This window comes from Pseudonocardia sp. ICBG1034, assembly GCF_020131375.1.
GTDB lineage: Bacteria > Actinomycetota > Actinomycetes > Mycobacteriales > Pseudonocardiaceae > Pseudonocardia > Pseudonocardia alni.
Genome location: NZ_JAHLEK010000015.1, coordinates 356,689 through 380,789 on the forward strand (window position 1 = coordinate 356,689; position 24,101 = coordinate 380,789).

Genomic DNA, 24,101 nt, shown 5'->3' on the forward strand with positions numbered 1-24,101 from the left:
TGGGAGTCTGCCGTCATGACGACGTTCGTGCTGGTCCACGGCGCCTGGGGCGGCGCCCACTCCTTCCACCTGGTGCGCCCGCTGCTGCGCGCGGCCGGGCACGAGGTGGTGACGCCCGCGCTCACCGGCATCGGGGAGCGCTCGCACCTGGCCGGGCCGTGGATCGACCTGTCCGTCCACGTGCGCGACGTGGTCGCCGCCGTGCTCTACGAGGACCTGCGCGACATCGTGCTGCTCGGGTTCTCCTACGGCGGCATGGTCGTCACCGGGGCGCTCGACGAGATCGGCGACCGGGTCCGCGAGCTGGTCTACCTCGACGCGTTCGTCCCCGCCGACGGCGAGTCCGCGCTGGACCTGGCGCCCGGCCTCGCCGGTGCGGTGCCGGCGCCGGGCGCACCGGGACTGGGGTCGTCGTGGCTGGTCCCGGGCCCGGAGCGGCACTACGACGACCCGGCCGAGGCCGCGTGGTCGGCGCCGCGGCGCTCCCCGCAGCCGGTCCGCACGCTCACCGAGCCGGTGCGGCTGTCCCGGCCGCTGGAGCAGTGGCCGTGCGGCCGGACGTTCGTGCGGGCCACCCGGGAGGACGTCGCGGGCGGGGCGTTCACCGCGGCCGCCGACCGCGCCCGGACCTCCGACGCCTGGCGCCACGCCGAGATCGACACCCACCACCTGGTGCCGCAGAACCGGCCCCGCGAGCTGGCCGCGCTGCTGCTGGACCTGGCCGGGTGATCAGCTACCGAGCGCGCCGCGCAGCCAGGCGACCGAGCGCCCGGTGAAGTCGTCGGCGATCGCGACGCCCTTGCCCCAGCCGTCGAAGCCGTGCGGGGCGCCGGGGACGACGTCGAGCTCGACCGGCACCCCGGCCTCGCGCAGCCGCCGCGCGTAGGTGATGTCCTCGTCGTGGAACAGGTCGACGTCGCCGACGCCGATCCACGCGGGCGGCAGCCCGGACAGGTCGGCGCGACGGGCGGGCACCGCGTACGGGGCGGGCTCGCCGGTCCCGGGCGGGCGCCCCAGGTAGGCGCGCCAGCCGACCTCGTTGTTGCGGTTGTTCCACACCCGGTGCGGGGGCCGGTCGAGCTCGCGACGGGCGGCGGTGCGGTCGTCGAGCATCGGGTAGACCAGCCACTGCGCGACCGGCTGCGGTCCGCCCTCGTCGTGCAGGCGCTGGACCAGCGCGGCGGCCAGGCAGCCCCCGGCGCTCGCCCCGCCGACGGCGATCCGCGCCGGGTCGACCTCCAGCCGGCCGGCGGCGTCCCGCAGCCAGGTCCAGCCGGCGTGGCAGTCGTCGAGCGCGGCCGGGAACGGGTCACCGGGCGCGAGCCGGTAGTCCACCGAGACGACGACGATCCCCAGGTCCGCGGCGAGCTCGCCGCACCGCACGTCGTCGATCATGGGGGAGCCCAGGACGAGTCCGCCGCCGTGGAACCACAGCAGCGCCGCGGGGGTCGTGCGGTGGTCGGGGACGTGCACGCGCAGCAGCGGCGGGCCCGGGTGGGTGGTGGACCGGACCCCGTCCACGGCGGCGGGCCTGCCGCGCCGGGACAGCCGCTGCAGCAGGCGCAGCAGCCGGGGGCGGTGCAGCGGGATCGGTGGGACCCACCGCAGGGGGCGACGCAGCTCGGCGGCGATCCGGTCGGTGCTCACGACCCGATCCTGCCGGTGCGGGCCGGCCTCGCACACCTCGAGGACCTCGCACCGTCTGCAGGGGCGGCGAGGTGCGAGGTCGTGCGGTCCGTGGCGGACGGGGCACCGCCGGTCGCGCCGCCGGTCGCGGTGCCGCGGCCCGGTGCCGGGTGGGGACCGCGGGGCGGCACCGGCGGTCGCCCGGGCGGTGTGGTGGCGCGACGCCCGGTCAGCGCGACAGCGCCGCGGCGAGGCGGCGGGTCAGCGGGTCCGGAGCCACCCACGCGGCGACGGTGTGGCCGCCGTCGTCGACCCGGCGCACCCACTGCACCCCGCGTAGCGCGTTGACCAGCAGGAACCCGTCGGCCCCGGTGAGCGCGGCCAGGGGCAGCGGGGCGATCCGCACGGTGCCGGGGCCCAGCAGGTCGAGCAGCGCGCGGCGGCCGGTGCCGGGCAGGATGCGGCCGTCGAGCGGGGGGACCCACAGCCGCCCCCGGTGCACGGCGGCGACGGCGGAACGCGTCGTCTCCAGCACCAGGCCCGCCGGGTCGCACAGCAGCGGCGAACCGTCCCCGACGTCGGCCTCGTGGGCGTCGAGCCAGCGGCGGTCGACGAACTTGTGGGACTCGCCGTCGGTGCCGCGCCGGACGACGGCGACCACCCCGCCCTGTGCGTCGAGCGGGACCGGTCCGGGCCAGGGGACCGCGCGCACGGTGACCCGCGACGGGTCGTCCGGCGTCGCCTCGACCCGGACCCGGTGGTGCCCGGCCGCCCCCGCGACGGCCGCGGCGACCTCGGCCTCGACCCGCGCGTCGAGGGCGCGGCCGGTGACCGCGAGGTAGGAGCGGCGCAGCCGGGCGGCGTGCTCGCCGACCCGGCGGGCCCGCCCGTCGACGCAGGCGAGCGTCTCGAACAGGCCCGCGGCCCGGTCGGCGGGCCGGGCGACGGGCGGCCGGGCCGGCCGGGGCGGGCCGTCCAGCGCGGCCAGGACCGGGGCGGCCTTGGTCAGGACCTCGCCGAACTCCTCCGCCGGGTCGGAGTCGACCGTGATGCCCCCGCCGACGCCGAGCCGGCCGCTGCGGCTGCCGTCGGGCCCGGCGGGGCCGAGGTCGAGGGTGCGGATCGCGACGTTCAGCTCCAGTCCGGCCAGCGGGCTCACCCCGCCGACGGCGCCGGTGAACAGCCCGCGGTCCCCGTCCTCGCAGTCGGCGATCACCTCGCAGGCCCGGATCTTCGGCGCGCCGGTGACCGAGCCCGGCGGGAACGTGGCGATGAGCAGGTCGGCGTCGGTGACGTCGTCGCGCAGCGTCGCGTGCACCCGCGACACCAGGTGCCACACCCCCGGATGCGGTTCGACGGCGAGCAGCCGCCCCGGCCGCACCCCGCCGGGCCGTGCGACCCGGGCCAGGTCGTTGCGCATCAGGTCGACGATCATCACGTTCTCGGCCGCGTCCTTCACCGAGGCGCCGAGCCGCGCGCATTCGACGTCGTCGGCGGCGCCACCGGTGCGCGGCCGGGTGCCCTTGATCGGCGCGGTGGTGACCCGGTCCCCGGCACGGTGCAGGAACAGCTCCGGGCTCGCGCCCACCGCGGCCCGCTCCGGCGTCACGACGAGTGCGGCGCGAGCCGGCGCGACCGGCTCGACCAGCCGGGCCCACGCCTCGTGCGGGTCGCCGTCGAGCCGCACCTCCAGCCGCGTGGCGATGTTGGCCTGGAAGATCTCGCCGCGGCGGATCTCGGTGACGCACCGCTCGACCGCGGCCAGGTGCGCGTCGCGGTCGGGCCACCGGGTGACCGCGATCCGGGCCGTCCGGTCCGGCGCCGGGCGGGCGAGGTCGGCGCACAGCTGCGTGTACCGGCGCTCGGCCGAGCCGGTGTCGGGGTGCACCGCACCGGGGTGGTCCGGCAGGCCCGGCAGCGGGGCGCCGCCGTCGACCAGCGCCTCGAACCACCAGCGCTCGCCGTCGTGCCGCAGCACGTCGCGGTACCAGGACAGCGCCGCCGTCGGCCGCACACCGGGCGGGGCGTGGTCCAGGAGCCCGAACCAGCCGCCTCCGACGGCCCCGACGGCCCCGGCGCCCGGGCTCGCCGCCGGGCCCGCGGACCGTGGCGGCGCGTCCAGCACGGCGAACGGGTCGGCCCCGTCCGGTGCGGTGAGCACCGGGTCGGTGGCGACCAGTGCCCCCCACGACCAGCTCCCGGCGAAGGCGACCAGCCGCGGCCGGTGGGCGAGCAGGCGCACCGCCGCCGCCACCCCGGACGGTGCGACACCGTCCGGGACCGGGACACGGTGCAGTCCGGTCCGGGCCGGGGCGGTCGAGGTCACCGGGAGAGCATGCTGATCCGGCCCCGCGCGGGGAAGGCGCCGTGACCCGGCGCACGCCTCACTCCCAGCTCTCCGGGCGCCGGGCGACGGCGTGGATCCGCTCCACCTCCCGCGGGCCGAGCACCGGGGTCAGCCCGCGCAGGGCGTACACCAGCGCGCCCTCGGTGGCGACCACGACGTCGTCGGGCCAGCGGCGTACCCGGAGCGGGGCCCCGACCAGCGCGATCACCGGGCGGACCGGCGTCGACGCGGCGGCGGCCCCGAGCCGGGGGAGCAGCAGCTCGCGGACCCGCTGCGCCTCGGCCCGGGCCCGCGGCACCGCGTCCGTGGCCGTCCCCGCGACGACCAGCCGATCGCCGTCGAGGAGCAGGGAGCGGCCGCGGTGGTGGCGGGTGTCGACGACGCAGATGCCGGGTGGCCCGATCAGGACGTGGTCGAGGTCGGCGGCGCCGCCGTCGAGCGGGACCGAGTGCAGGACCTGCCATGCCGGGGGCCTGCCGAGCAGCCGGTCCCGGCGGGTCCGCCCGGTGAGCGCGGTCAGCAGGTGCGCGGTGCGCTGCTCGCCGTCGGCGCCGAGGCGCCAGTTGCGGTCGGGGAACCCCGCCCTCCGCTGCTGCGCGGCGACGTGCCCCACGCGCCGGCCGGGGTAGTGGCGCGCCAGGTCCAGTGCGCGGGAACGGTCGGTGGTGGGGGTCGCGGGTGTCGTCGTCATGGCGCGGAGTGTGCACCCGACCACCGACAGGAAACGGTGCTCGCCGGTAACCTCGCGACGGGGTGGTGCAGCCATGAACGGTGTGGACCCGCGGTTCGAGTCACCGGTCGACCGGACGATCCGGGAGGCCGTCGAGCGGGGCGACTTCGACGACCTGCCCGGCAAGGGCAAGCCGTTGCCCGGGGCGGGACGGATCGGCCCGGTCGAGGAGAACTGGTGGATCCGCGGCTACCTGGAGCGGGAGGGCGTCCCGGGCGACGCGATGCTGCCGCCGTCGATCCAGCTGCGCAAGGAGCTGGACCGGATCGACGAGACCGTCACCCGCTTCGTCGACGAGCGCCGCGTGCGTGAGCACGTCGAGGAGGTCAACTCCCGGGTCGTCGACCACATGCGCCACCCGATGGGCCCGCGCGTGCCGATCCGCAGGCTCGACGCCGACGAGGTCGTCGCGCGCTGGCACGCGGCCCGGGAGCGGCGGCGGGCCGCCGCCCGGCCCGCCGCGCCGCCGCCCGCCACCGCGGAGACCGCGCCGGGGTCCCGCCGTGGCTGGTGGGCACGCCTGTTCGGCCGCTGAGAGCCGTCGGGCCCCTCGGCCCGGAGGCCACCGGGGCGACAGGTCCGCGCGGACTCACCGGGCGGGCGTCGCCGGTGTCCGTGGCGCGAAGTGACCGGGGGAGGCCAGCGGCCGGTCGGTCTCCAGCAGTGTCTTGAGCGCGGACAGGATCGCGGGCCAGCCCTCGCCCACGTCGCGGGCGTCCTGCGCGCCCTGCTCGTCGTCGGTGAAACCGGTGTGGACGACCTGCAGCTCCACCGCCTCCTCGCCGAACGGGGAGAGCGTGAACTCGACGACGGTCGGCGGCCGTCCCGCGGCCTGTTCCGCCTGCCCGGTGAAGGTGTAGGACAACCGGTGCGGCGGCTCGACGGCGAGGATCTCGCCGATGAAGTCGTCGCGGTCGGGGTGGACCGCCTCCAGCGGGCTGCCCACCCGCCAGTCCGAGGTCAGCTCCGCGCCGCCCCAGTACTGCATGGTGAACTCCGGCGTGGTCAGCGCCCGGAACACCTGCTCGGCGGTGCTGCGGATGTAGGTCGTGTAGACGAACCTGCGCTCACTGCTCATCGTGCTCCTCCAGTGCCGCGCGCAGGGCGGTGACCGCCTGCACCCGGCTGCGCTCGAACTTCCCGATCCACCGGTCGTGGATCTGCTGGATGGGGACCGGGTCGAGGTGGTGGAGCTTCTCCCGGCCGCGACGCAGCGTGGTCACCAGCCCGGCGGACTCCAGCTGCGCGAGGTGCTTGGAGACGGCCTGCCGGCTCATGTCCAGCCCCTCGCACAGTGCGCCGAGCGTCGACTCGCCCTGCTCGTGCAACCGGTCGAGGATGCGCCGCCGCGTCGGGTCCGCGAGTGCGCGGAAGACGGCGTCCACGTCGGTCACGCCGCCAATTATGCAACCATTCGGTTGCCTGTCAACCGCTGCCGGGACAGCCGTCCGCCGGGCTTCTCCACCGACAGCACCGTCGCGCCCAGCAGCATCACCTGGTGCAGCACCGACGCCGCGACCAGCAGCGGCAGGACCGACCGGTCCCCGGCCGCGGCGGCGTCGACCCACCCGGTGGTGAGCGCGACCGACGAGACGATCACCGCCAGCGCCAGCACGGTCTTCGCGACGACCCAGCGGTACCGGAACAGCCCCCACGCCGTTCCGAGGCCGAGGGCCGCCCCGCTGAGGACGGTGCCGACGGCGAGGAACGGGATCATCCCGTTCCCGACGGTGCCCATCACCGCGACGGCGAACCCGGCGTCGCCACCCCGCAGCAGCACCGCCACGGGCAGCACCAGCATCACCAGCGACGCGCCGGTCCAGGCCACCGCGAGCAGCACGTGCACCGTCCGCAGCGCCCGCGGGCGGCGGGCGAGCCGCCGCGGTGCGGTCCGTCCGGCCCGCTCGGCGACGGCGGTCACCGCAGCTCCTCGGGCAGCTCCTCGTCCGGCGACGCCTCGCGCTCGGCCCGCCGGGAGTGCACGAACAGGATCAGGCCCAGCCAGAACGCCGGCCCGATCGGGACGAACAGCGGCGCCGGGCCGAGCACGGCGCCCAGGACCAGCAGGAGCAGCACGGCGACGGTCACCCCGGCGTGGATCCGCAGGTTGCGCTGCGCGCGGGGGGTGAGCGGACCGCGCCGGGCGCGACGCGGCCGCGGCGGGCGGGGCAGCCCGACGAGCAGCGGGACGAGCTCGTCGCGGGTGCGGGCGGCGTAGGCGGCGGCCTGCCGCTCGTCGGACTCGGCGAGGGTCAGGCGCCCCTCGGCGGCGGCCGTCCGCAGCCGGGCGGTGACGTGCTCGCGCTCGGCGTCCGAGGCGAGCACGGCGTCGGACCGGGGCGGGAGACCGCCCGCGGTCGTCGCCGTGGGCGCGGTCGCGGCCGGGACCGCGTCGGCCGGGGGCGGGGTGACGGGGGACGGTGCGGCCGGTGCCGGGGCGGTGGCCGGTCCGGGTGCGGGACGGGTGTCCGGAGTCGCTGTCATGACGGCCAGCGTCGCGGTGCCGGGGGGTCGCGCGCGTCCGTCCGCGGTCGCCGATCCCGCTGCCGCCCCCGGGGAAGGAGCGGCCGCCCGTGTACTCCCGCGGGTGTACGGCACCGGTCACCGTCCGGACGACGACCGCTGTCGGTGCCCCGGTCTACGGTGTCCCGCGTGCCCGCCGACCGACGTCCGAGGTGGGGCGGGATCGCGCGGATCCTCGTCCCCGCGCTGGTCGTCGGCCTGTTCACCGTGGGCGGGACGGCGTTCCACGCCGTCCGCAGCGCGCAGTACCCGGACCCGGACGCGACGGCACTCCCGCTCGACGGGCTCGCCGTCGCACTGCTCGCGGTGGGGCCGGTCGCGCTGTTGTTCCGGCACCTGAACCGGGTCGTGGCGCTCGCGGTGTGCGCAGCCGCGGTCGTCGTCTACCTGGGCCTGGGGTACCCGCCGATCGGGCCGCTCGGGTTCGCGTTCGCCGTGGCGCTGGTGTCGGCGGTCGCCGCGGGGCGCCACCACCGCGCGCTCGCGGTGGTGGCCGTCGCGCCGGCCGTGCTGAGCGGGTGGCTGCTCGTGACCGGGCGGCCGATCCCGTGGCCGGCGACCGCGCCGGTCCTGGCCTGGCTGGCGGCGCTCGTCGCGGGCGGCGCCCTCTGGCGGGTCCGGCGCGAGCGCACGGCGCAGGCCCGGCGGGCCGCCGAGGCCGAGCGTCGGCGCAGCGCCGACGCCGAGCGGCTGCGCATCGCCCAGGAGCTGCACGACGTGCTGGGCCACCACGTCTCCCTGATCAACGTGCAGGCCGGGGTCGCGCTCTACCTGATGGACGACGACCCGGAGCAGGCCCGCACCGCGCTCACCGAGATCAAGCGGGCCAGCCGCGACCTGCTGCGCGAGATGCGCTCCACCCTCGGCGTGCTGCGTGGGGTCGACGAGCAGGCCCCGCGTGCGCCCACCCCCGGCCTGGACCGGCTCGACGCGCTGCTCGACGAGGTGCGCGCCGCGGGGCTGCCGGTGCGCCGCGGCACCGGGGGGACCCCGCGACCGCTGCCGACCGGGGTCGACCTGGCGGCGTACCGGATCGTGCAGGAGTCGCTGACCAACACGCGTCGGCACGCCGGGGCCGGTGGCGCGGTGGTCACCCTGCGGTTCGGCGACGACGCGCTGGACCTGACCGTCGACGACGACGGTGCCGGCCCGGCGCCCGGCGCGGTGGACGGCACGGGGCTGACCGGCATGCGTGAGCGTGCGCGCTCGGTCGGCGGGACCCTGGAGGCGGGGCCGGGCCCGGAGCGCGGCTTCCGGGTGCGCGCCCACCTGCCCGCGCCCCCGGCCGACCCCGCCGCCCCGGGCTCCGCCCCGGCCGGGCGTTCCCCCGCGGAACCCGCTCCGGCCGACCCGACCGGACGGGCCGGGGCCGCCGGGGCGACCGACCGCCCCGGGCGGGCCCACGTCCCCGACCGCCCCGCGACCCCGGGAGCCGACAGGTGATCCGCGTCCTGCTCGCCGACGACCAGGCGCTCGTCCGCTCCGGGTTCCGCGCCCTGCTCGGCTCCCAGCCCGACCTGGACGTGGTCGCCGAGGCCGCCGACGGCGCACAGGCCGTCACCGCGGCCCGCGAGCACCACCCGGACGTCGTCCTCATGGACATCCGCATGCCCGGCACCGACGGCATCACCGCGACCCGGGAGATCACCGGCGACCCGGAGCTCGCCGGCACCCGGGTGGTCGTCCTGACCACCTTCACCGACGACTCCTACGTCTTCGACGCGATCCGCGGCGGCGCCAGCGGGTTCCTGGTCAAGGACTCCGAACCGGCTGACCTCATCCACGCCATCCGCGTCGTCCACGGCGGGGAGGCCCTGCTCGCCCCGGCGGTCACCCGCACCCTGATCGCCGAGTTCGCGGCGCGCTCCCGGGGCTGCCCCGACGGCGCGGTCCGGCTCGGCGAGCTCACCGACCGCGAGCGGGAGGTCCTCGCCGAGGTCGCGGCCGGGCTGTCCAACGACGAGATCGCCGCCCGCCTGCACATGAGCCCGACGACGGCGAAGACCCACGTCAGCCGCACGATGACCAAGCTCGGTGCCCGGGACCGCGCGCAGCTGGTCGTGCTGGCCTACGAGTCGGGCCTGGTCCGCCCCGGCTGGCGCGGCTGAGAGGATCGCGGGCGTGACCACCGTCTTCGTGTTCAACGGCCCGAACCTCAACCTGCTCGGGACCCGCAAGCCGGAGGTGTACGGGACCACCGTGCTCACCGACGTCGAGGCGCTGTGCCGGGAGTCGGCCGCCGCGCACCACCTCGAGCTGGACTTCCGTCAGACCAGCCACGAGGGCGTCCTCGTCGACTGGATCCACGAGGCCGGCGCCGCCGTGAAGCGTGGCGACGCGGTCGGCCTGGTCCTCAACGCCGCCGCCTACACCCACACCTCGGTCGCGCTGCACGACGCGATCGAGGGCGCCGAGCTCCCCACGGTCGAGGTGCACATCTCCAACGTGCACGGCCGCGAGACCTTCCGGCACCACTCGTTCGTCTCGCCGGTGGCGGCCGGGATCGTCGTCGGGTTCGGCGTCGACGGCTACGCGCTCGCCATCGACGGGCTGGTCCGCAAGGTGCGCCCGCTGCGCGCCGTCTGAACCCGCGCCGCCCGTCGCGGCTGCGCTGCCCGGCCGGTGGGCCGCCGGATCCTGCGCCGTCCGACGGGCGCCGACCGGGCCGGCGCCGATCGGCCCGGTCCGTCGCCGCACCCCTCGGACGGCGGCGACGGACCGGGCGGGGATCACTCCCCGGCGACGGCCGACGGGTCCATCCACACGAACTCGAGGTGGTGGCCGTCCGGGTCGTCGATGCCGCGGCCGTACATGAAGCCGTGGTCCTCGGTCTTGCCGGACAGCGCCCCGCCCGCGGCCAGGCCGGCGTCGATCAGCCGGTCGACGTCGTCGCGGCTCTCGACGCCGAAGGCGTTGATGACCTCGCGGGCGGTCCGCGGGTCGGCGACACCGGGCTGCTCGGTGAACTCCCGGAACCGGTCCTGCGCCATCACCATGACCACGATGGCGTCGCTGACGACGAACGAGGCGGTGCGCTCGTCGGAGAACTGCTCGTTCAGGGTGAAGCCGACCGCGGAGTAGAACGCCTTCGCGGCGTCCAGGTCGCTGACCGGCAGATTCACGAAGATCATGTTCGGCATCGGGGGCTCCTGTGGACGGTGGCGCCGGGGTCCCGGTGCCGTTCGAAGGGGTGGACCGTGGGCGGTGACCGGACTCATCGGTCGTGCGCCGGGAACTTCGACCGGGCTCCGGGCAGGATCGGGGCATGACCGTGAAGTGGGGAATCATCGGGCCCGGCCGCATCGCCGACGCCGTCGCACCGGACTTCGCGCACGTGCCCGGCGCCGAGCTCGTCGCCGTCGCGTCGCGTTCCGCGGAACGCGGTGCCGACTTCGCCCGCCGGCACGGCGTCGACCGGGTGCACACCGGCTACCGCGCGATCCTCGACGACCCGGACGTCGACGTCCTCTACGTCGCCACCCCGCACCCGCAGCACCGCGCGATCGCGCTGGCCGCGATCGAGGCGGGCAAGGCCCTGATGATCGAGAAGGCGTTCACGGTCAGCTCCGTCGCGACCCGCGAGATCGCCGCCGCCGCCCGCAACCGCGGCGTGTTCGTGATGGAGGCGATGTGGACGCGGTTCTTCCCGGCCGTCGTCCGGCTGCGCGAGCTCGTCGCCGAGGGCGCGATCGGGGAGGTCCGCTCGGTGCAGGCCGACCTCGGCGTGCGCAACCGCACCGCGGACGACGACCGCTTCTTCTCCCCGGAGCTCGGCGGCGGCGCCCTGTTCGACCTCGGCGTCTACGTGGTCTCGTTCGCCCAGATGCTGCTCGGCAGCCCGGGCACGGTCGCCGCGAGCGGTGCGCTGACGCCGTCCGGTGTGGACCTGGAGGAGTCGATCCTGCTCGGTTGGCCCGACGGCCGCAGCGCCGCACTGCAGGTCAGCCTGCAGTGCGCGATGCCCGGCTCGGCCCGGGTGATCGGCACCGAGGGCTGGATCGAGGTGCCGCCGCGCTTCCACCACCCGGACCGGATCGTGGTGCACCGGCACGGCGCCGACCCGGAGGAGATCGTGCTGCCGGCCACCGGGCGCGGTTACAGCCACGAGATCGAGGAGGTGACCCGCCGGGTCGCGGCCGGGGAGACCGAGAGCCCGGTCATGCCGCTCGCGGACACCGTCGCCGTCCAGGACGTCATGGCCGCCGTCGCCGACCGGGTCGGGATGGTCCCGGAGGAGGGACCGGCGGAGCTCGGATGATCCGCTGACCAGCATGCGGACGGGATCCTGTCGGTCCATTCACGGTGACATCGATGTCATTCAATAGAAAGACACAGATTCATTCGATGGCGTCCCAGCGGGTCTCGTGATTGCGGGTCGACATGGTGGGCCCCTAGCGTCGGGGGCGAGTCGTCGTCGAGGTGAAAGTGGTTGCCATGGCTCCCGTCCATTTCTTCCTTGCATTTGACTCGTCGTGCGGTCGCTGCGCCAGTATCAGTGAAGTAGTCTCGAACGAGATTGCGTCAGAGATCGAAGTCGTGCCGCTCGCGGATCCGATGGTCAAGGACCTGCGAAGCGCGTTCTACGGCAAGAATCCCCCATGGAGACCGACTCTCATCCAGGTCGATGAAGAAGGGGTTCGGTGTCATATCGGCGCCGGGATGGTGGCGACTCTGACTCGTCTTCTTGGATTTCGTCGTGCCGGGCGAGTTGTTCTTGCCCTCGGTGAGCGAACGAGTCGCCGCTCTGATCAGGCCGGCCTGTCCAGAGCAGGCTTCCTCAGGGCCGCCTGTGTAGGCGGAGCGGTAGCGGTGACGGCCGTGGCCTCGCCGAGACTGATCAACTCGACGGCGGGTGCTCCTGTTCGCCGACTTGCAGCCGGAACCACCGCTCTGCACTCCGCCGGATACCACGATCTCCCGTCCGGCTACCTCTCCGGTGCAATGGATCGCCTCGCGGTCGATTCCGACTTCCGACTGCTGATGACGCGCGCTGGAATGGACTCGTTCACCTTTCAGCCCGTGGCGGTGCAGGGAGCACGTCATAGGCTCCGAGGCGGTGGAGAGATGACGGTGACTGCGCTCGCGGCGGACGACGCCCGTGTGCTAGTGGCGCGAGAATTCTCAGGAGTTCAGGGTGCGGGGCATCGAGATTATGCGATGTGGCAGAAGCAGGGCAATGACGTCCTCGTGATGAAAGCGATGGCGGTGAGCGGGGCTGGGCTCGTTGAACTGCATCCGGCAGAAGTGCAGGGAAAGTGTGGAACGTGTAGTACGACAACGATGTACGACGGGCCCGGGTGTGGTGCGATCGACCTCAAGGTGTGTGCGGGGTGCGCCAGCTGTGCCTCGTGCAAGAATGCAAAAGGAAAAGCAGGCTATATCGCCTGTGCGGCGTGCATCGCGGGCTGCGCCGCAACAGTCGACGGCTGTTGCACGAAGCCGATCACGGTCTGCATGCCGTGCAAGGCTGTGCCATGACCGGGTAGTCCGCCGGCGGCGTACCGCGGCGGTGGTAGGGGACCCCGGGTCGCTGTGAGGCATCAGTCGGGTGTTCGATCTTTACCTGATGAAACTCCGAGGGTAGACCGGGCGGGTGTCCGACACCACGACCAACCCTCAGCGCCGGGAGAGGACCTTTCTCGGTCACCCCGTTCAGCTCGCGACGCTCTTCGGCGTCGAGATGTTCGAGCGGTTCTCCTTCTACGGCATGCAGGCGATCCTGCTGTACTACATGTATTACGAGGTCACCGCCGGTGGCCTCGGCTACGACCAGGGAGTCGCGGCCGGAGTCGTCGGAGCCTACGGCGGAACCGTCTACCTCTCGACGATCCTCGCCGCGTGGCTCGGCGATCGGCTGTTCGGTCCGGAGCATGTCCTCTTCGGCAGCGCGGTGGCGGTCATGGCCGGGCACATCGCGCTGGCGCTCCTGCCGGGCGGAGCAGGGCTGGCCTGTGGTCTCGTCCTCGTCGCGCTCGGCAGCGGCGGGATCAAGGCGAACGCGTCGACGATCGTCGCGATGCTCTACGGCGAGGGTGACGACCGCCGCGACGCCGGGTTCTCGATCTTCTATCTGGGCGTCAACATCGGCGCTCTGCTCGGACAGATCCTCACCCCGGTCGTGCAGACCCGGGCGGAGAGCTTCCACATCGGGTTCGGTCTCGCCGCGCTCGGCATGGCGATCGGTCTGGCCCAGTACGCGTTCTTCCGCCGGAGCCTTCCGGCGGAGGGCAAGCTCCCGCCCAACCCGCTCCCGGCCTCGCAGCGGACCCGCGCCGGGCTGATCGGCGCGGCCGTCGTCGTCGTGCTGCTGGTCCTCACGGTCACCGGGGTGATCACGGCGGGTCGCCTGGACTACATCGTCACCGGGGTCGTCGCGGTCGCCACGATCGCCTACTTCTCCGTGATGCTGACCAGCTCCAGGGTGAACCGGGTCGAGCGCCGCCGTGTGCTGGCCTTCCTGCCGATGTGGATCGCCAGCGCTGTCTTCTGGGCGATCTTCCAGCAGATCTTCACCGTACTGACGATCTACGCGGACGAACGACTGAACCGCTCGGTATTCGGTCTGTTCGAGATCCCGGCCGGCTCCGTCCAGGCGATCGAACCACTGTTCGTCGTGCTGCTGGCCGGAGTGTTCGCCGCGGTGTGGACCAAGCTCGGCCCGCGTCAGCCGGCGTCGCCGGCGAAGATGGCGCTCGGCACGATCATCATCGGTGTCGGCTTCCTGTTGTTCGTGCCACTGGCCGGTACCGGGGCCAACGGCACCCCGATGCTGGCCGTCGCCGGGATCCTGCTGGTGTTCTGCATCGGAGAGCTCTTCACCTCTCCAGTCGGTCAATCGCTGTCGACGAAGCTGGCTCCGGCCGCGTTCCGCACCCAGATGGTGGCCCTGTTCTTCCTGTCGGTCTCGATGGGATCGGTGCTCGCCGGAGTCCTGGCCGACTTCTACAGCGAGGAGAACGAAGCCGCGTACTTCGGCATCACCGGGGCCGCTGCGATCGTCGTCGGCATCGTGGTGCTCGTGCTCGTGCCGAAGCTGAAGGTCCTGATGGAGGGCGTCCGCTAGGCCCTGGTCGAACACCGGTTCGATCCGTCCCCAGCTGTGCACACACCTGTGGACAACTCCGGTGGATCACCGACGACGGGTGCGCCGGATCGTCGGTGAGTCCATCGTGTCGCCGGCCATCTCCCGGGCGATCCGCACCACGTGTGCGCGGACGTCCGGGGGCTGGTCGGCGATCCGCATCGCCAGCATCTCCAGCACCGAGGCCAGCCCGAACGCGATCTCGGGGCGGCTGAGCCCGGCGTAGCGCGCCTGCACGGCCTCGTGCCGCAGCGCGGCCGCGGCGGCGAGCACCGTCTCGCGGTCGGTGCGCAGGGCGGCCAGTCGCCGTCGTTCGTGGGTGTTCATGCTCCCCCGGTCGTCGCTGCGGAGCCGTCGCGGGCGACGGCCGGTCCGCACCCGGGGGAGCGGGCGCGGCGACCAGCGTGCCCCGCCCGCCCAGGCAGGCGCCAGGCGGGTCCCCGAGATGTCGCACACACGTTCGACTCAGAGCAGCAGCAGGACCACGCCGAGTGCCGAGAACGCCCCCCGGAGGTGGTTCGCGACGCTCCACCGCGAAGCGAACGCGGCCCAGTCGCCGTCGCGCTCCAGGGCGTTGTTGAGCGGGATGTTCACCGCGGCGGTCACGGCGAAGCCGGCCAGCACCGCGACCCCGCCCGCGATCCGCAGCGGCTGCCCGCCGAGCGCCCCGGCCACCGTCACCGCGCCGGCGAGCAGTGCGGTGCCGGCGAACAGTGTCCCGAACACCGGGTTCACGATCACCCGGTTCACCCCGCGCATCACCGCGACCGCCTCCGCGGCGGGGCGACGACGCAGGGCGGGGAGCACCGCGACCGAGAACGCCAGGTAGACCCCGCCGAGCAGGCCCGCCCCGGTGAGAGCGGCTCCGTCGAGGACGCCGGTCATCCCGCCACCCCCGCCGCCCACTCCTCGACGGTCAGCACGCCGTCGGCGGCGCCCCGCGGGCCGTGCGCCCGGACCCGGCCCTCGTTGAACGCCCGGTTCATCGCGACGTGCAGCCGAGCCCCGTCGGCGGACAGTCCGGCCCCGCGCAGCAGCCGCTCCATCTCCCCGTCCGGGACGCGCACGTAGGCCAGGTCCGGCAGGCCCAGCGCGGGCCCGAGCGCGGCGACGACGTCGGGCACCGTCCGGTCCGCCGCGCCCTGAACCTCCACGACGTCCGGTGCGTCCGGGTCGAGCAGGGCCGCGGCGGCGGCCCGGCCGACGTCGCGGGTGGCGACCATCGGCAGCGCGACGTCCGGGTCGACCGAGTCGGCGTGCACCCCGTACGCCCGCATGGCGTCGGCCGACCACAGGAACGACTCCAGGAACAGGCCCGGCCGGACCCGGGTGACGTGCGCGTCGAGCGTCGCCAGCCGGGCCTCCTGGTCGTGCAGGCTGCCCAGGTACCCGGTCGCGGCGAGTCCGGGGCCGCCCGGGACCTCCGCCCCGAGCGAGCTCAGCGCGACGACCCGGGACACGGCCGCGTCCCGCAGCGCGGCGACGACCGACTCCCCGAGCCGGGCCTGGTGGGCGGCGTGGTCGGGCCCGGTGACGTCGAACGGCAGCAGGACGAACGCGGCGGTCGCGCCGTCGAACGCCCGGCGCAGGAACGCCCGGTCGCCCAGGTCGCCGGGCCACGGCCGCACCCCCGGCGCGGCGACGGCCGGGCGGCGCGCGACGGCGCGGACGTCCACCCCGGCCGCGGTCAGCTCCCGGACGACCTGCGATCCCACGTTCCCGGTCGCACCCAGCACGGTGATCATGTCGAACCCCTCTCGTCGGTGTCCGTCCACGATCACCGCCATCGGCCGGACGCAGAATGGCTGTGGATCCACAACTGATGCTCATCCGTCCACAGGTGGGGATGAGCTGTGGACGGACTGTCATGCTGTGCACCGTGTCCACCGCCCCGCCGTTCCCGGCCGCCGACCCGCTCGGGGAGGCGCTGCACGTGCTGCGGATGGACGGCCTCTTCTACTGCCGCTCCGAGCTCGGCGAGCCGTGGGGGATGACGTTGCCGCCGACGCCGGGCTGCCTCTGGTTCCACGTCGTCACCTCCGGCGGGTGCCGGCTCACCGTCGACGGCGCCGGCGGCCGGGACGGGGCCGACCGCGAGCTGCGCCCCGGCGAGCTCGTCGTCGTGCCGCGGGGGACCGGGCACGTGCTGCGCAGTGCGCCCGGTGTGTCCGCCCCGGACATCCGGTCGATCCCGCACCCGATGCTCGACGGGCGCTACGCCCTGCTCCGGCACGGCGGCGACGGTCCGGTGACCCGGATGGTGTGCGGCGCGGTCCGGTTCTCCCACCCCGCCGCGGGCGACCTCGTCACGAGCCTGCCCGACCTCGTCCGGGTCGAGCCGTCGCCGATCGGGGACCGGGTGCAGGACACGCTGCGGCTGCTGGCCGCGGAGGTCGAGCACGGCGGCGCCGGCAGCGACGCGGTGATCACCCGGCTGGCCGACGTGCTGGTCCTGCAGGCGGTGCGCGGCCGGCTGCAGGCCGACGCGGCCACCCGTACCGGCTGGCTCGGGGCGCTCGCCGACGACCGGATCGGCCGCGCGCTCGCCGCGGTGCACCGTGAGCCGGAGCGGGACTGGACCGTCGCCGCGCTCGCCGCGACGGCGGCCATGTCGCGGTCGGCGTTCTCCGCCCGGTTCACCGAGCTCGTCGGCGAGTCCGCGATGGGCTACGTGACCCGGTGGCGGATGCACGCCGCCGCCGAGTTCCTGTCAGGGGGGAGTGGGACGGTGGCGCAGGCGGCCCACCGGTTCGGTTACCGGTCCGAGGCGGCGTTCGCACGGGCCTTCTCGCGGGTCGTCGGGGAGCCCGCCGGACGGGTGCGCCGGCACGGACTCGCGGGCACGGCCGACGCCCTCGCCGCCTTCCGGAGCTGACTCCGGGCCCTCGCACACACGTTCGACACAGGGCTGCTACGCTGCGACGACGCCACCGGGAGAGGAGCAGCGCATCAGGTCGATCGTCCCGTATCCGGATCTCTCGCGACCGCTCTAGACGGCGGTAGACGACGGCATGCTCGTGTGTCGATGCCGTCGTATGACGCTGTCTAGCGCTCGTGCGAGGAAGCGGTACAGAACCGGATCGACGATCGATGTAGTCGTCTGCGCTTCTCTCGGCGGAAGTCGAGACAGGGCTAGAGATCGCTACGTCCCGCCCGGTGCTCGGGTCTTCTGTTGCTTTCTAGCGTGTCCGCGAGACGGTCGGAGAAAGCCCGAGGTGCAGCGGCCCGTCCCGGGCGGGGGCTACCGGCCCGAGGCCGTGCGGTCGGCGTCCACGGCCTGCCGGAGCGCCTCGACCGCCGGTGAGGTGTCGTCGAGGCGGCTGCACAGGGAGATGGGGCACGGATGTGCGTCCACGACCGGCAGGAACACGATCCCCGGATGGCGGTGGCTGCCGCCCACGTAGCCGCCGGTGATGGCGATCGCCACGCCCGAGGCCACGACCTCCAGCATCTCGTCGACCGTGTGCGCGGACGCGCCGTAGCGGACGGGACGACCGCTGGGCCGTGGGTCGTGCGCCCACCAGCGGACCCACCGCGGGTCGGCCCGGTCGTCGGTGATGTGGACCTCGTCGTCGAGATCGGCGAGTCCGACCGAGGAACGGTGGGCGAGGCGGTGACCGGCCGACAGCGCCACCACCAGCGTCTCGTGTCGCACGAGATCGAGCCGCACACCGGCGGCGTCCAGTATCGGGGGACCGACGAGACAGGCGTCGACCGTCCGGTCGCGGACCGCGTCGGCCTGGGCCGACCAGGGCAGGTGGACGAGCTGGACCGAGACGTCGGGGACCTCCTGCCGCATCCGCTCCAGGATCCTGCGGGTGTGTGCGCCGGTCGTCGCGGTCATGAACCCCAGGCGCAGCACCCCGGCGCCGGCGCGGCGGTGGGCCGCGACCGCGGCGAGGGCGCGGTCGGCCGCCGCCAGTGCCTCGCGGGCCTCGGCCAGGAAGAGCCGGCCCGCCTCGGTGGGGACCACGGGATGCGCGCTGCGGTCGACGAGCTCGACCCCCAGCTTGTCCTCGAGCGTGCGGACCTGCTTGCTCAGCGCCGACCCGGACACGTGCAGCCTCCGCGCCGCCCGACCGAAGTGACCCTCGTCGACGACGGTGGCCAGGTAGTGCGCGAGGTGCAGGTTCAACGTCGCGCCCACCGGTTCCTCCTGCCTCTGAACTGCGGTGACAACCATACGGTTCACGGAGCGGGGAAAGATGCCCTGGACGGTGGGTGCCCCGTCGTCGGAGGGTCGGCGCAGAGCCCGACCGACGGAGGAGGCGCGATGAGCGTGGAACTGGTGCATCCCGAGGGGGTCCACCGGGTCGATGTCCACCACCAGGTGGCCGACACCCGGGGGACACGCACGGTGTACCTGGCGGGACAGGTGTCCTGGGATCTCGAGGGGAACCTGGTCGGCCGCGGCGACGTCGCCGCGCAGGCCGAGCGGTGCTACCTCAACGTCGTCGCCGCGCTCGACGCCGTCGGTGCCACGGCGGCCGACCTGGCCAAGGTGGTCGTGTACATCGTCGACCTCGACGAGACCCGGGCGGAGCAGTTCGTCGCCGGGCGCACCCGTGCGGCGGCGGCGCTCGGGGTGGAGTTCCGGCAGCCGAGCACCTGGATCGGGGTCACCGCGCTGGCCGCGCCCGGCTACCTCGTCGAGGTCGACGCCGTGGCGGTGCTGTCCTGATGCGGATCGCGTCGTGACCCCGCGAGCCGGGTCCGGATCGCAGACGTCCGCGGCCGACCTGCGACGCAACACGGACACCGTCCGGGCGTTCTACGACCTGATGTTCAACGGGTGCCGCCCGGCCGAGGCCCTCGAGCGCTACGCCGGGGACACCTACACCCAGCACAACGTGCACGTCGCCGACGGCAAGGAGGCCTTCGTCGCGTACTTCGAGCGGATGGCCGCCGAGTACCCGGGCAAGCACGTGCGGTTCGTCCGGACGATCGCCGAGGGCGACCTGGTCGTCCTGCACTGCCACCAGACCTGGCCGGGCGGCGACGACTACGCCGGCATCGACATCTTCCGGGTCGACGACCACGGCCGGGTCGTCGAGCACTGGGACGTCCTGCAGGTCGTGCCCGCGACCTCGGCCAACGACAACGGCATGTTCTGACCGCACGGTCGTGTCGTCCCGCCCGTCGCCCGCGCCGGTCGGACGCTCACAGGTGGGCGAGCTTCTCCGGGTTGCGCACCGCGTAGACCGCTGTCGGGATACCGACACCGCACGGGGCCGCCCGCGTGACGATCTGTGTCCGGGGTCACGGACGGCGCGTGGCAGGGTGGGCCCATGAGCGGTGTGGCGGTGGTGACCGGGGCGGGGTCGGGCATCGGCGAGGCGGTGACCCGCGGCCTGCTCGACGCCGGCTGGCGGGTCGCACTGGCCGGGCGCCGGCGCGAGCCCCTGACCGGGGCCGCGGCGGGCCGCGACGGGACGCTCGCCGTCCCCACCGACGTCACCGACCCCAGGTCGGTCGACGCCCTGTTCGCCGCGGTGCACGAGCGCTGGGGCCGGGTCGACCTGCTGGTCAACAACGCCGGCACGTTCGGCGCGGGCGGCACCGTCGACGAGATCTCCGTCGAGGACTGGAACGCGGCCGTCGCGGTCAACCTCACCGGCTCGTTCCTCTGCGCCCGCGCCGCGTTCGCGGCGATGCGCCACCAGGACCCGCAGGGCGGGCGGATCATCAACAACGGCTCGATCTCCGCGCACGTCCCGCGGCCGGGCAGCGCGCCCTACACCGCCACCAAGCACGCGATCACCGGGCTGACCAAGTCGCTCTCGCTCGACGGCCGCGGGTTCGGCATCGCCTGCGGCCAGATCGACATCGGCAACGCCGCCACCGAGATGACCGCGGGCATCGCGACCGGCGCGAGGCAGGCCGACGGGTCGGTGCGCCCGGAGGCCACCTTCGACGTCCGGCACGTCGCCGACGCCGTCGTCTACATGGCCGGGCTGCCGCCGGAGGCGAACGTGCAGTTCCTGACCGTCGCGGCGACGACGATGCCCTGGCTCGCCCGGGGCTGAGGGCCGTCTCTTTCTGAGACTTCCGTCACCTGCCGTCGCGGGGGACACTGGGCCGATGACTCGGAGGATGCACGTCCTTCGCCTGATCGTGCATGCCCGGTCACGCCAGCCGGTGCTGCTGCTCGGCGAGGCCGACGGCGACCGCTGCGTGCCGGTGTTCCTGCGGCCGCCGCAGGCCGAGGTCATCGCCGTGGGCCCGCGCGACGACGAGGGCACCCCGCTCACCCAGGACGTGCTGCTCCCGGTGGTGGAGGCGCTGGGCCGGACCCTGGAGCAGGTCGAGATCTCCGACCTCGTCGACGGCGTCTACACCGCCGAGCTGGTCTTCGACGGCGGCACCCGGCTGGCCGTACGCCCGTCGGACGCGTTGTCGCTGGCCGTCCGGGAGGGGCTGCCGATCGGGATGGCCGAGCACGTGCTCGACGAGGTCGGCCAGGCCGTCGACGACGTCCTGCCCCCCGACGGCGACGACACCACCGGCGCCGCCGCGCAGGCCCGCGCGGCCACCGCCGGCCCGGCGGACGTCCCGCCGGAGCAGCAGATGCAGGAGTTCCGCGAGTTCATCGACGAGGTGTCGCCGGAGGACTTCCGCTAGGCCGCGGCCGGCGCCCCGGCCCACAGCTCGGCGTAGCGCCCGCCCCGGGCCAGCAGCCCGGCGTGGTCCCCGCGCTCGACGATCCGGCCCTGTTCGAGCACGAGGATCTCGTCGGCGTGGCGGACGGTGGACAGCCGGTGCGCGATGACGAGCGCGGTCCGCCCGTCCAGCGCCTCGGCCAGCGCCGCCTGCACCGCGGCCTCCGAGGTGGTGTCCAGGCTGGCCGTGGCCTCGTCCAGGACCACGACCCGCGGCCGGGCCAGCAGTACCCGCGCGATCGTCATCCGCTGGCGCTCCCCGCCGGACAGCCGGTACCCCCGCTCCCCGACGACGGTCGCGAGCCCGTCCGGCAGTGCCGCCACCAGGCCGTCGAGCCGGGCCCGGCGCAGCGCCGCCCACAGCTCGGCGTCCGTGGCCTCCGGTGCCCCGATCCGCAGGTTCGCCGCCACCGTGTCGTGCAGCAGGTGCCCGTCCTGGGTCACGAACCCGACCGCGCGGTGCACCGAGGCGGTCGTCAGCTCGCGTACGTCCACCCCGCCGATCCGGACCGCGCCGTCTCCGACGTCGTAGAGCCGGGCGAGCAGCTGCGCGACCGTGGACTTCCCGGCCCCCGACGACCCGACGACCGCCACCACGGCGCCGGGCGGGGCGCTGAACGACACGTCGTGCAGAACCTGCTCCCCGCCGCGGGTGTCGAGCGTCGCCACCTCCTCCAGCGACGCCAGCGACACCTGCTCGGCGGTGGGGTAGGCGAACGAGACCCGGTCGAACTCGACGCCGACCGGCCCGTCGGGCACCGGGCGCGCCCCCGGGGCATCGGTGATCATCGGCTCCAGGTCGAGGACCTCGAGCACCCGCTCGAAGCTGACCAGCACGGTCATGATCTCCATCCGGGCGCCGGCCAACGCGGTCAGCGGCTGGTAGAGCCGGGTGAGCAGCAGCGCGAGCGCCACGACGTTCCCCGCCGACAGCGCCCCGGCCAGCGCGAAGCCGCCCCCGACCCCGTAGACGACGGCGACGGCCAGCGACGACGCGAGCGTCAGCGCCGTCACGAACGTCCACTGCAGCATCGCCGATCGCACCCCGATCGCGCGGACCCGGTCGGCCCGCTCGGCGAACTCCGCGGACTCGCGCTCCGGGCGGCCGAACAGCGTGATCAGGGTGGCGCCGGGCGCGGAGAACCGTTCGGTCATCCGGGTGCTCATCGCCGCGTTGTGGTCCGCGGCCGCCCGCTCCAGCGCGGCCAGCCGCCGCCCCATCAGCCGGGCCGGGACCAGGAACGCCGGCAGCAGCAGCGTCACCAGCAGGGTCACCGGCCAGGAGATCACCAGCATCGCGGCGAGGGTCAGCACCAGTACGACGACGTTGGACACCACTCCGGCGAGGGTGTCGGAGAACGCCCGCTGTGCCCCGAGCACGTCGGAGTTCAGCCGCGACACCAGGGCGCCGGTGCGGGTGCGGGTGAAGAACGCGACCGGCATCCGCTGCACGTGGTCGAACACGGTGGTCCGGAGCTGGTGGATCAGGCTCTCGCCGAGGTTCGCCGAGTACCAGCGGGTCAGCATCGACAGCGCCGCCTCGACCAGCGCGACGGCGGCCATCAGCCCGGCGAGCACCGCGAGAACCGACAGCCGCTCGCCGCGGGTCACCGCGTCGGTGGCCCGCCCGGCCAGCAGCGGCACCGCCACCGTCAGCACGGCGGCGGCGGTGCTCACGGCGAGGAACGCCGCGATCCGCCGCCGGTGCGGCCGGGCGAAGGCCAGGATCCGGCGGGCCGTCTCCCCGGCCGGGCGGGTGCGCCTGCCGGGCTCGGTGCTCGCGTTGCGCAGTGCCGTCCAGGTGCTCGCGTCCATGGTGGGTGACGCTAGGACGTGAAGCTGACTTCAGGTCAAACGCGCGCCCTCACGCAGTCGCGAGCTCGGGCTCCTCGTTCAGGTCCGGCAGCGTCCACGGCCGCGCGACGGCGACCAGCGCGATCCCGGCGAGCGCGATCGCGCCGAACATGGCGGTGCCCATCGCGGCCGCGTCGTTGCCGAGCAGTCCGACCACGGGCGAGGTCGCGGCGCCGATCCCGAACTGCAGCGACCCCAGCAGCGCCGACGCCGTCCCGGCGGACTCGCCGTGCCGGGCCAGGGCCAGCGCGGGCGCGTTCGGCAGGACGAAGCCACAGGCCAGCAGCAGTGCCCACACCCCGGCGAGCACGGCGGGCAGGCCGCCGGTGCCGGTCGCGGTGAGCACGGCCAGCACGAGCCCGACGAGCACCCCGGCGGCGACGGCGGTCGACATCACCTGGCGGGGCTCGAAGCGGCGCAGCACCACCGGGTTGAGCTGGGTGCCGACGACCAGCCAGATCGCGCCGGCGCCGAAGGCGATGCCGAACGTCTGCTGGTCCATCCCGAACTGCTGCTGGTAGACGTACGCGGCGCCGGAGACGTAGCTGAACAGCGCGCCCATCGCGAGCCCGGCGACGAGCACCAGGCCGACGAAGGTCCGGTCGCGCAGCAGTCCGCCGTAGGTCCGCAGGGTGGGGCCGAACCGGGCCGACCGGCGTCGGGAGACGGGGAGGGTCTCGGGCAGCCCCGAGGTGACCACGGCCAGCATGACGAGGCCGTAGCCGGCCAGGAACAGGAAGACCCCGCGCCAGGAGACCCAGTTGAGCAGGGCGGCGCCGAGGGTCGGGGCGAGCACCGGGAAGGCGCCCATCACCAGGATCAGCCGCGAGAGCATGGTCGCCGCGGCCCGGCCGGTGAACAGGTCGCGGACCACGGCGAGGCCGATCACCGCGCCCGCCGCGGCGCCGACGCCCTGCAGCACCCGCAGCACCGCCAGCACCTCGATGCTCGGGGCGACCGCGACCAGCGCGGAGGCCAGCACGTGCACGGCGGTGCCGGCGAGCAGGAGCCTGCGACGGCCGTAGGCGTCGGACAGCGGGCCGATCACCAGCTGGCCGAGCGCGAGACCGGCGAGTGTGCCGGTCAGCGTCAGCTGCACGACCGGTTCGGACGCGACGAGGTCGCGCCCGACGTCCGGCAGCGCGGGCAGGTAGGTGTCGATCGTCAGTGGACCGAGCGCGATCAGCGCGCCCAGGATCAGCGCGATCCGTAGCCGGCTCGGCGCGGTGACTGCAGTGGTGGTCACTCGGACGTCCCCCCTCGTGTGGCCGAACGGTGCAA

Annotated in this window: 27 protein-coding genes; 13 read left to right on the forward strand and 14 right to left on the reverse strand. The window is 74.5% G+C overall.

The window, feature by feature from the left end:
• The first annotated feature begins 15 nt into the window (after window positions 1–15).
• Window positions 16–729 (forward strand): alpha/beta hydrolase, encoded by a 714-nt coding sequence (locus KPF22_RS03300; protein ID WP_224401195.1) that lies wholly within the window; start codon window positions 16–18, stop codon window positions 727–729.
• Here KPF22_RS03300 and KPF22_RS03305 read toward each other — a convergent pair whose 3' ends face one another.
• The 3 genes from KPF22_RS03305 to KPF22_RS03315 all read right to left on the reverse strand — a co-directional run bounded on the left by KPF22_RS03305 (window position 730) and on the right by KPF22_RS03315 (window position 4,664).
• Window positions 730–1,647: an alpha/beta hydrolase gene (locus KPF22_RS03305; RefSeq protein ID WP_224401196.1), complete on the reverse strand. Its 918-nt coding sequence runs from the start codon at window positions 1,645–1,647 to the stop codon at window positions 730–732.
• Window positions 1,648–1,855: 208 nt separating this feature from the next.
• A complete protein-coding gene (locus KPF22_RS03310; protein ID WP_224401197.1) occupies window positions 1,856–3,952 on the reverse strand; it encodes a chorismate-binding protein in 2,097 nt (698 codons plus the stop codon).
• Window positions 3,953–4,010: 58 nt separating this feature from the next.
• Window positions 4,011–4,664, reverse strand: coding sequence for a nuclease-related domain-containing protein (locus KPF22_RS03315; protein WP_224401198.1), 654 nt, complete (start codon window positions 4,662–4,664; stop codon window positions 4,011–4,013).
• A gap of 73 nt (window positions 4,665–4,737) precedes the next feature.
• On the opposite strand from KPF22_RS03315, the gene KPF22_RS03320 reads away from it, so the two are divergent.
• Entirely contained in the window at window positions 4,738–5,238 is a 501-nt protein-coding gene (locus KPF22_RS03320; RefSeq protein WP_208822881.1) for a DUF1992 domain-containing protein, read from the forward strand.
• 54 nt (window positions 5,239–5,292) lie between these two features.
• On the opposite strand, the gene KPF22_RS03325 is transcribed toward KPF22_RS03320, so the two are convergent.
• Genes KPF22_RS03325 through KPF22_RS03340 form a run of 4 tightly spaced genes read right to left on the reverse strand, consistent with a single transcriptional unit; the run spans window position 5,293 to window position 7,187 of the window.
• The gene (locus tag KPF22_RS03325; protein ID WP_224401199.1) at window positions 5,293–5,781 is read right to left on the reverse strand and encodes an SRPBCC family protein; all 489 of its coding nucleotides are present in this window, start codon (window positions 5,779–5,781) and stop codon (window positions 5,293–5,295) included.
• Window positions 5,771–6,097, reverse strand: a complete 327-nt coding sequence (locus KPF22_RS32930; RefSeq protein ID WP_224401200.1) for a helix-turn-helix transcriptional regulator — start codon at window positions 6,095–6,097, stop codon at window positions 5,771–5,773. The genes KPF22_RS03325 and KPF22_RS32930 overlap by 11 nt, the downstream gene beginning before the upstream one ends.
• Window positions 6,098–6,105: 8 nt before the next feature.
• Window positions 6,106–6,624 carry a hypothetical protein gene (locus KPF22_RS03335; RefSeq protein ID WP_224401201.1) on the reverse strand — a complete coding sequence of 173 codons (519 nt, stop codon included), beginning with the start codon at window positions 6,622–6,624 and terminating at the stop codon, window positions 6,106–6,108.
• Window positions 6,621–7,187 (reverse strand): DUF1707 domain-containing protein, encoded by a 567-nt coding sequence (locus KPF22_RS03340; protein ID WP_224401202.1) that lies wholly within the window; start codon window positions 7,185–7,187, stop codon window positions 6,621–6,623. The genes KPF22_RS03335 and KPF22_RS03340 overlap by 4 nt, the downstream gene beginning before the upstream one ends.
• 168 nt (window positions 7,188–7,355) lie before the next feature.
• On the opposite strand from KPF22_RS03340, the gene KPF22_RS32650 reads away from it, so the two are divergent.
• From KPF22_RS32650 to aroQ, 3 genes are read left to right on the forward strand one after another with little or no spacing between them, the layout of a single operon-like run.
• Window positions 7,356–8,669 carry a sensor histidine kinase gene (locus KPF22_RS32650; RefSeq protein ID WP_308010357.1) on the forward strand — a complete coding sequence of 438 codons (1,314 nt, stop codon included), beginning with the start codon at window positions 7,356–7,358 and terminating at the stop codon, window positions 8,667–8,669.
• Window positions 8,666–9,334 (forward strand): response regulator transcription factor, encoded by a 669-nt coding sequence (locus KPF22_RS03355; protein WP_224402367.1) that lies wholly within the window; start codon window positions 8,666–8,668, stop codon window positions 9,332–9,334. The genes KPF22_RS32650 and KPF22_RS03355 overlap by 4 nt, the downstream gene beginning before the upstream one ends.
• 4 nt (window positions 9,335–9,338) lie before the next feature.
• Entirely contained in the window at window positions 9,339–9,812 is a 474-nt protein-coding gene (gene aroQ, locus KPF22_RS03360) for a type II 3-dehydroquinate dehydratase (protein WP_208821639.1), read from the forward strand.
• Window positions 9,813–9,955: 143 nt separating this feature from the next.
• On the opposite strand, the gene KPF22_RS03365 is transcribed toward aroQ, so the two are convergent.
• Complete coding sequence (locus KPF22_RS03365; protein WP_208821514.1) at window positions 9,956–10,366, reverse strand: VOC family protein; 411 nt, start codon at window positions 10,364–10,366, stop codon at window positions 9,956–9,958.
• A gap of 125 nt (window positions 10,367–10,491) precedes the next feature.
• Here KPF22_RS03365 and KPF22_RS03370 point away from each other — a divergent pair, with 125 nt between their 5' ends.
• The 3 genes from KPF22_RS03370 (at window position 10,492) to KPF22_RS03380 (ending at window position 14,289) form a co-directional block, all read left to right on the forward strand.
• The gene (locus KPF22_RS03370) at window positions 10,492–11,484 is read left to right on the forward strand and encodes a Gfo/Idh/MocA family protein (RefSeq protein ID WP_224401203.1); all 993 of its coding nucleotides are present in this window, start codon (window positions 10,492–10,494) and stop codon (window positions 11,482–11,484) included.
• A gap of 176 nt (window positions 11,485–11,660) precedes the next feature.
• Entirely contained in the window at window positions 11,661–12,704 is a 1,044-nt protein-coding gene (locus KPF22_RS03375; RefSeq protein WP_224401204.1) for a hypothetical protein, read from the forward strand.
• Window positions 12,705–12,819: 115 nt separating this feature from the next.
• Window positions 12,820–14,289 (forward strand): peptide MFS transporter, encoded by a 1,470-nt coding sequence (locus tag KPF22_RS03380; RefSeq protein WP_073575957.1) that lies wholly within the window; start codon window positions 12,820–12,822, stop codon window positions 14,287–14,289.
• A gap of 66 nt (window positions 14,290–14,355) precedes the next feature.
• On the opposite strand, the gene KPF22_RS03385 is transcribed toward KPF22_RS03380, so the two are convergent.
• From KPF22_RS03385 to KPF22_RS03395, 3 genes are all read right to left on the reverse strand, one after another.
• On the reverse strand, window positions 14,356–14,634 hold the full coding sequence (locus tag KPF22_RS03385) for a hypothetical protein (RefSeq protein ID WP_062398562.1): 279 nt from the start codon (window positions 14,632–14,634) through the stop codon (window positions 14,356–14,358).
• Window positions 14,635–14,772: 138 nt separating this feature from the next.
• Window positions 14,773–15,192 (reverse strand): anthrone oxygenase family protein, encoded by a 420-nt coding sequence (locus KPF22_RS03390; RefSeq protein WP_208821522.1) that lies wholly within the window; start codon window positions 15,190–15,192, stop codon window positions 14,773–14,775.
• Complete coding sequence (locus KPF22_RS03395) at window positions 15,189–16,052, reverse strand: NAD(P)H-binding protein (RefSeq protein ID WP_224401205.1); 864 nt, start codon at window positions 16,050–16,052, stop codon at window positions 15,189–15,191. Before KPF22_RS03395 ends, KPF22_RS03390 begins: the two co-directional genes overlap by 4 nt.
• A 134-nt stretch (window positions 16,053–16,186) precedes the next feature.
• Here KPF22_RS03395 and KPF22_RS03400 point away from each other — a divergent pair, with 134 nt between their 5' ends.
• Window positions 16,187–17,182 carry an AraC family transcriptional regulator gene (locus KPF22_RS03400; RefSeq protein WP_208821526.1) on the forward strand — a complete coding sequence of 332 codons (996 nt, stop codon included), beginning with the start codon at window positions 16,187–16,189 and terminating at the stop codon, window positions 17,180–17,182.
• Window positions 17,183–17,548: 366 nt separating this feature from the next.
• Here the strand turns inward: KPF22_RS03400 and KPF22_RS03405 are convergent, their stop codons facing one another.
• The gene (locus KPF22_RS03405) at window positions 17,549–18,454 is read right to left on the reverse strand and encodes a LysR family transcriptional regulator (RefSeq protein WP_224401206.1); all 906 of its coding nucleotides are present in this window, start codon (window positions 18,452–18,454) and stop codon (window positions 17,549–17,551) included.
• A gap of 126 nt (window positions 18,455–18,580) precedes the next feature.
• Between KPF22_RS03405 and KPF22_RS03410 the strand changes: the two genes are divergently transcribed.
• From KPF22_RS03410 to KPF22_RS03425, 4 genes are all read left to right on the forward strand, one after another.
• Window positions 18,581–18,988 (forward strand): RidA family protein, encoded by a 408-nt coding sequence (locus tag KPF22_RS03410; protein ID WP_208821528.1) that lies wholly within the window; start codon window positions 18,581–18,583, stop codon window positions 18,986–18,988.
• 13 nt (window positions 18,989–19,001) lie between these two features.
• Complete coding sequence (locus KPF22_RS03415) at window positions 19,002–19,421, forward strand: nuclear transport factor 2 family protein (RefSeq protein WP_224401207.1); 420 nt, start codon at window positions 19,002–19,004, stop codon at window positions 19,419–19,421.
• Window positions 19,422–19,595: 174 nt separating this feature from the next.
• Window positions 19,596–20,333 (forward strand): SDR family oxidoreductase, encoded by a 738-nt coding sequence (locus KPF22_RS03420; RefSeq protein WP_208821530.1) that lies wholly within the window; start codon window positions 19,596–19,598, stop codon window positions 20,331–20,333.
• Window positions 20,334–20,400: 67 nt separating this feature from the next.
• Entirely contained in the window at window positions 20,401–20,928 is a 528-nt protein-coding gene (locus KPF22_RS03425) for a bifunctional nuclease family protein (RefSeq protein WP_224401208.1), read from the forward strand.
• Here the strand turns inward: KPF22_RS03425 and KPF22_RS03430 are convergent.
• Entirely contained in the window at window positions 20,925–22,781 is a 1,857-nt protein-coding gene (locus tag KPF22_RS03430) for an ABC transporter ATP-binding protein (protein ID WP_208821532.1), read from the reverse strand. The two genes, KPF22_RS03425 and KPF22_RS03430, sit on opposite strands and share 4 nt — an antisense overlap.
• A 49-nt stretch (window positions 22,782–22,830) precedes the next feature.
• Window positions 22,831–24,066: a multidrug effflux MFS transporter gene (locus KPF22_RS03435; RefSeq protein WP_224401209.1), complete on the reverse strand. Its 1,236-nt coding sequence runs from the start codon at window positions 24,064–24,066 to the stop codon at window positions 22,831–22,833.
• Window positions 24,067–24,101 lie beyond the last annotated feature (35 nt).